The sequence below is a fragment of the Sinomonas sp. genome (genome assembly GCF_036848755.1).
Lineage (GTDB): Bacteria > Actinomycetota > Actinomycetes > Actinomycetales > Micrococcaceae > Sinomonas.
Map to the genome: position 1 here is coordinate 1 of NZ_DAIUJO010000043.1, position 4,493 is coordinate 4,493.

General features: G+C 66.9%; 4 protein-coding genes. All 4 read left to right on the forward strand.

Going from position 1 to position 4,493, the window contains the following annotated elements:
- Positions 1-662, forward strand: a 662-nt coding sequence (locus tag V7053_RS08860; protein WP_334171914.1) for a Gfo/Idh/MocA family protein, incomplete at its 5' end; no start/stop codon positions are given.
- Positions 659-1,894: a dihydrodipicolinate synthase family protein gene (locus tag V7053_RS08865; RefSeq protein WP_443022600.1), complete on the forward strand. Its 1,236-nt coding sequence runs from the start codon at positions 659-661 to the stop codon at positions 1,892-1,894. The genes V7053_RS08860 and V7053_RS08865, both read left to right, overlap by 4 nt.
- A complete protein-coding gene (locus V7053_RS08870; protein WP_334171915.1) occupies positions 1,891-2,730 on the forward strand; it encodes a sugar phosphate isomerase/epimerase family protein in 840 nt (279 codons plus the stop codon). The genes V7053_RS08865 and V7053_RS08870 overlap by 4 nt, the downstream gene beginning before the upstream one ends.
- 75 nt (positions 2,731-2,805) lie before the next feature.
- Positions 2,806-4,488 (forward strand): energy-dependent translational throttle protein EttA, encoded by a 1,683-nt coding sequence (ettA, locus tag V7053_RS08875; protein WP_334171916.1) that lies wholly within the window; start codon positions 2,806-2,808, stop codon positions 4,486-4,488.
- Positions 4,489-4,493: the final 5 nt, after the last annotated feature.

Here is a 4,493-nt window from a genome sequence, read left to right on the forward strand (position 1 = left end):
GGGAATTCGGCTACTGGGTCTTCGAAGGCGAAGTCCAGCCGGCGCAGCGTCCGTCGTGGAACTACCGCAAAGAAGACGGCGGCGGGATGACCACAGACATGTTCTGCCACTGGAACTACGTCCTCGAAGGGATCATCGGCAAGGTCAAGAGCGTGAACGCGCTGACCGCCACGCACATCCCGACCCGTTGGGACGAGGCGGGCCAGCCGTACGCCGCGACGGCGGACGACGCTTCCTACGGCATCTTCGAACTGGAGACTCCCACCGGGGATGCCGTTGTCGGCCAAATCAACTCGTCGTGGGCCGTCCGCGTCTACCGCGACGAGCTCGTCGAGTTCCAAGTCGATGGAACCCACGGTTCAGCGGTGGCAGGCTTGACCAAGTGCGTGGCCCAGCATCGGGCCCACACCCCGAAGCCCGTCTGGAATCCAGACCTGCCGGTGACCGAGTCGTTCCGGTCGCAGTGGCTGGACGTTCCCGCCAACCAGGATCTGGACAACGGGTTCAAGCTCCAGTGGGAAGAATTCCTCAAGGATGTGGTCGCAGGTCGTGAGCACCGATACGGGCTGCTTTCGGCGGCACGGGGCGTCCAGCTTGCCGAGCTCGGCCTGCGCTCGAACGCCGAGCGTCGCACGATCGACATCCCGGAGATCGTCCTGTGAGCGCCCTCGCGGACGCGCGCCTCGAACTCCTGCTTCCCGCGGCGGGCGGCGCGCTCCGCCGCCACGAACTGGGGCCCTCGCGCGAATGGCGTCGGCCGAGTGCGCCCTTCAGGGCGCGGAAGGCCTACGCTGCGGCCCATGTGGTTCCCCTCGTCGGGGCGGACAACACGCCCGGCGCGCAGGCCTGCCTCGATTGGGACAGCACACTGTCGTTCCGCCGCGAACTCTGGTCGTACGGTCTGGGAGTTGCCGACGCGATGGACACCGCTCAGCGAGGCATGGGTCTCGACTGGGCCGCCACGCGGGAGCTCATCATCCGTGTCGGAGCCGAGGCAAAGGCTGTGGCAGCAAGCCAGCAAGGGGCAACGGCAGGCCTGTCGGTGCGAGACCTCGTCGCCTGCGGAGCGGGTACCGACCAGCTCGAGCTCGAATCGGTCCCCGCGGGACCCGCGGGGGTCGCCATGGCCCTCGAGGCCTACCGCGAGCAGCTGGCGGTGGTCGAGGACGCCGGGCCCAAGGCCATCATCATGGCCTCGAGGGCACTCGCCCGGGCCGCCGTCGGTCCGGACGACTATCTCGGCGTGTACTCGGCTCTGCTCGAGGAGGCCCGGGAACCGGTCGTCCTCCACTGGCTTGGCACGATGTTCGATCCGGCGCTCGAGGGCTACTGGGGGAGCCACGAGATCCCTGCAGCAACCCGCACCTTCCTCGAGCTCGTGCAAGCGCACGCCGACAAGGTCGACGGAGTGAAGGTCTCCCTGCTCGACGCCGCGCACGAGCAGGCACTCCGCGCCGCGCTCCCGCCCGGCGTGAGACTCTACACAGGCGACGACTTCAACTATCCCGAGCTGATCGACGGAGACGGCGAGCGGCATTCAGACGCGCTGCTGGGGATCTTTGCGGCCATCTATCCCGCGGCGTCTGCCGCGCTCCAGTCGTACGACGCGGGGCAGGACGCCGAGGCCCGGTCGATTCTGGACAGCACACGCGAACTGGGCCTCCACATCTTCAGCGCCCCGACGTTCTACTACAAGACGGGTATCGCCTTCGTCTCATGGCTCAACGGGCACCAGCCCGGCTTCCAGATGGTGGGGGGACTCCACTCGGGCCGTTCGGTCGTGCACCTCGCCCGAACATTCGAGCTCGCCGACCGTGCAGGGCTGCTCCGCGACCCCGAACTGGCAGGACGGCGCATGGCTGCCTACCTCGAGGTGAACGGAGTGGCCCAGTGACGGAACATGGGCGCTTGTCGCTCAACAGTGCAACGACCAAGCGTTGGAGCCTGCGGGAAGCCGTCGAAGGGTGCCTGCGGGCCGGGATTCCCGCCATCGCCCCGTGGCGCGACCGCGTGCACGAGGCGGGGCTCGAGGAGGCCGCGGCCATCATCAGGGCAGCAGGGCTCGAGGTGTCGTCATTGTGTCGCGGCGGCTTCCTCACGGCGGCCGACGCTGAGGGGCGTGACGCCGCGCTCGCGGACAACCAGGCTGCGATCCTCGAGGCGTCGACCCTCGGAACTCGAGACCTCTACCTTGTCGTCGGTGGGCTGCCATTGGGCACAAAGGATGTGGTGGCGGCAAGAGCACGGGTGGGCGATCGACTCGCAGAACTGGCCCCGTTCGCTGGGGACCACGGCGTGAGGCTCCTTCTTGAGCCTCTCCACCCCATGTACGCCGCCGACCGCGCCGTCGTCTCCACGCTCGGGCAGGCCCTTGATATGGCGGCGCCCTTCGATCCGGACGATGTCGCCGTCGCGATCGACACGTTCCACGTGTGGTGGGATCCGGAGCTCGCGGAGCAGATCGCGCGCGCGGGCCGGGAAGGCAGGCTCGCGTCCTACCAGGTCTGCGACTTCAATCTCCCCATCGCCGCGGATGCGCTTCTTTCGCGCGGCATGATGGGCGACGGCGTCATCGACTTCCCGACGATCACGGGCTGGGTGCGGGACGCGGGCTACGACGGCTACATCGAAGTCGAGATCTTCAATCAGGAGATCTGGGACACGGACGGCGACAAGACGCTCGCCGTGATGAAGGAACGCTACGAGGAGCTCGTCCTCCCGTACGCGTGATCCGGGCCTCTTCCGGGCCTTGGACAGGGTGGAGCGGATGTGAGTTCGCCCCGCAGAGCCACTAGATTAGACGGCATGGCGGAATTCATCTACACCATGACCAAGGCCCGGAAGGCCGTCGGCGACAAGGTGATCCTCGACGATGTGAGCATGTCGTTCTTCCCCGGTGCCAAGATCGGTGTCGTGGGTCCGAACGGCGCGGGCAAGTCGACCATCCTCAAGATCATGGCGGGGCTCGACACCCCGTCGAACGGCGAGGCCCGGCTCTCCCCGGGCTACAGCGTCGGCATCCTGCTCCAGGAGCCGCCGCTCAATGAGGAGAAGACCGTCCTCGGGAACGTCCAGGAGGGCGTCGGCGAGATCTACTCGAAGATCCAGCGGTTCAACCAGATCTCCGAGGAGATGGCGAACCCTGACGCCGACTACGATTCGCTGCTCGCGGAGATGGGCAAGCTCCAGGAGGCGATCGATACCGCCGACGCGTGGGATCTGGATTCGCAGCTCGAGCAGGCCATGGACGCGCTCCGCTGCCCGCCGCCCGAGGCTGACGTTCGGGTCCTCTCGGGTGGCGAGCGTCGCCGGGTCGCGCTCTGCAAGCTCCTGCTGCAGAAGCCCGACCTCCTGCTGCTCGACGAGCCGACCAACCACCTCGATGCCGAGAGCGTCCAGTGGCTCGAGCAGCATCTCGCGAGCTACCCGGGTGCAGTGCTGGCGGTCACCCACGATCGCTACTTCCTCGACCACGTGGCCGAGTGGATCTGTGAGGTGGACCGCGGCCGGCTCTACCCGTACGAGGGCAACTACTCGACGTACCTCGAGAAGAAGCGGGCCCGTCTCGAAGTGCAGGGAAAGAAGGACGCAAAGCTGGCGAAGCGGCTCGCGGACGAACTCGATTGGGTTCGCTCGAACGCGAAGGGACGCCAGACGAAGTCGAAGGCCCGTCTGGCCCGCTACGAGGAGATGGCGGCCGAGGCAGAGCGCACCCGCAAGCTGGACTTCGAGGAGATCCAGATTCCGCCGGGGCCTCGGCTCGGCCAGATGGTCATCGAAGCCACCAACCTCAAGAAGGGCTTCGGCGACAGGACCCTCATCGAGGGCCTCTCGTTCTCGCTCCCGCGCAACGGCATCGTCGGCGTGATCGGACCGAACGGCGTCGGCAAGACCACCCTGTTCAAGACCATCGTCGGGCTCGAGCCGCTCGATGGCGGCGACCTGAAGGTCGGCGACTCGGTGAAGATCTCCTACGTTGACCAGACGCGCGGGGGTATCGATCCGAACAAGTCGCTGTGGGAGGTCGTCTCGGACGGCCTCGACCACATCCAGGTCGGCCAGGTCGAGATGCCGTCGCGCGCCTATGTCTCCGCGTTCGGCTTCAAGGGGCCCGACCAGCAGAAGAAGGCCGGCGTCCTCTCGGGCGGCGAGCGCAATCGCCTGAATCTCGCGTTGACCCTCAAGCAGGGAGGAAACCTCCTTCTCCTCGACGAGCCGACCAACGACCTGGATGTCGAGACGCTGGCGAGCCTCGAGAACGCCCTCCTCGAGTTCCCCGGCTGCGCCGTCGTCGTCTCCCACGACCGCTGGTTCCTCGACCGCGTCGCCACCCACATCCTTGCCTACGAGGGCACGGACGAGGACGAGTCCAAGTGGTACTGGTTCGAGGGGAACTTCGAGTCGTACGAGCAGAACAAGGTCGAGCGACTCGGCCCCGATGCTGCCGCGCCGCACCGCGTGACGCATCGCAAACTCACCCGCGACTGATGCGC

Bases quoted from the DNA above. Each gene is read 5' to 3' on its own strand.
- ettA (WP_334171916.1), top strand. From the start codon at position 2,806: ATGGCGGAATTCATCTACACCATGACCAAGGCCCGGAAGGCCGTCGGC.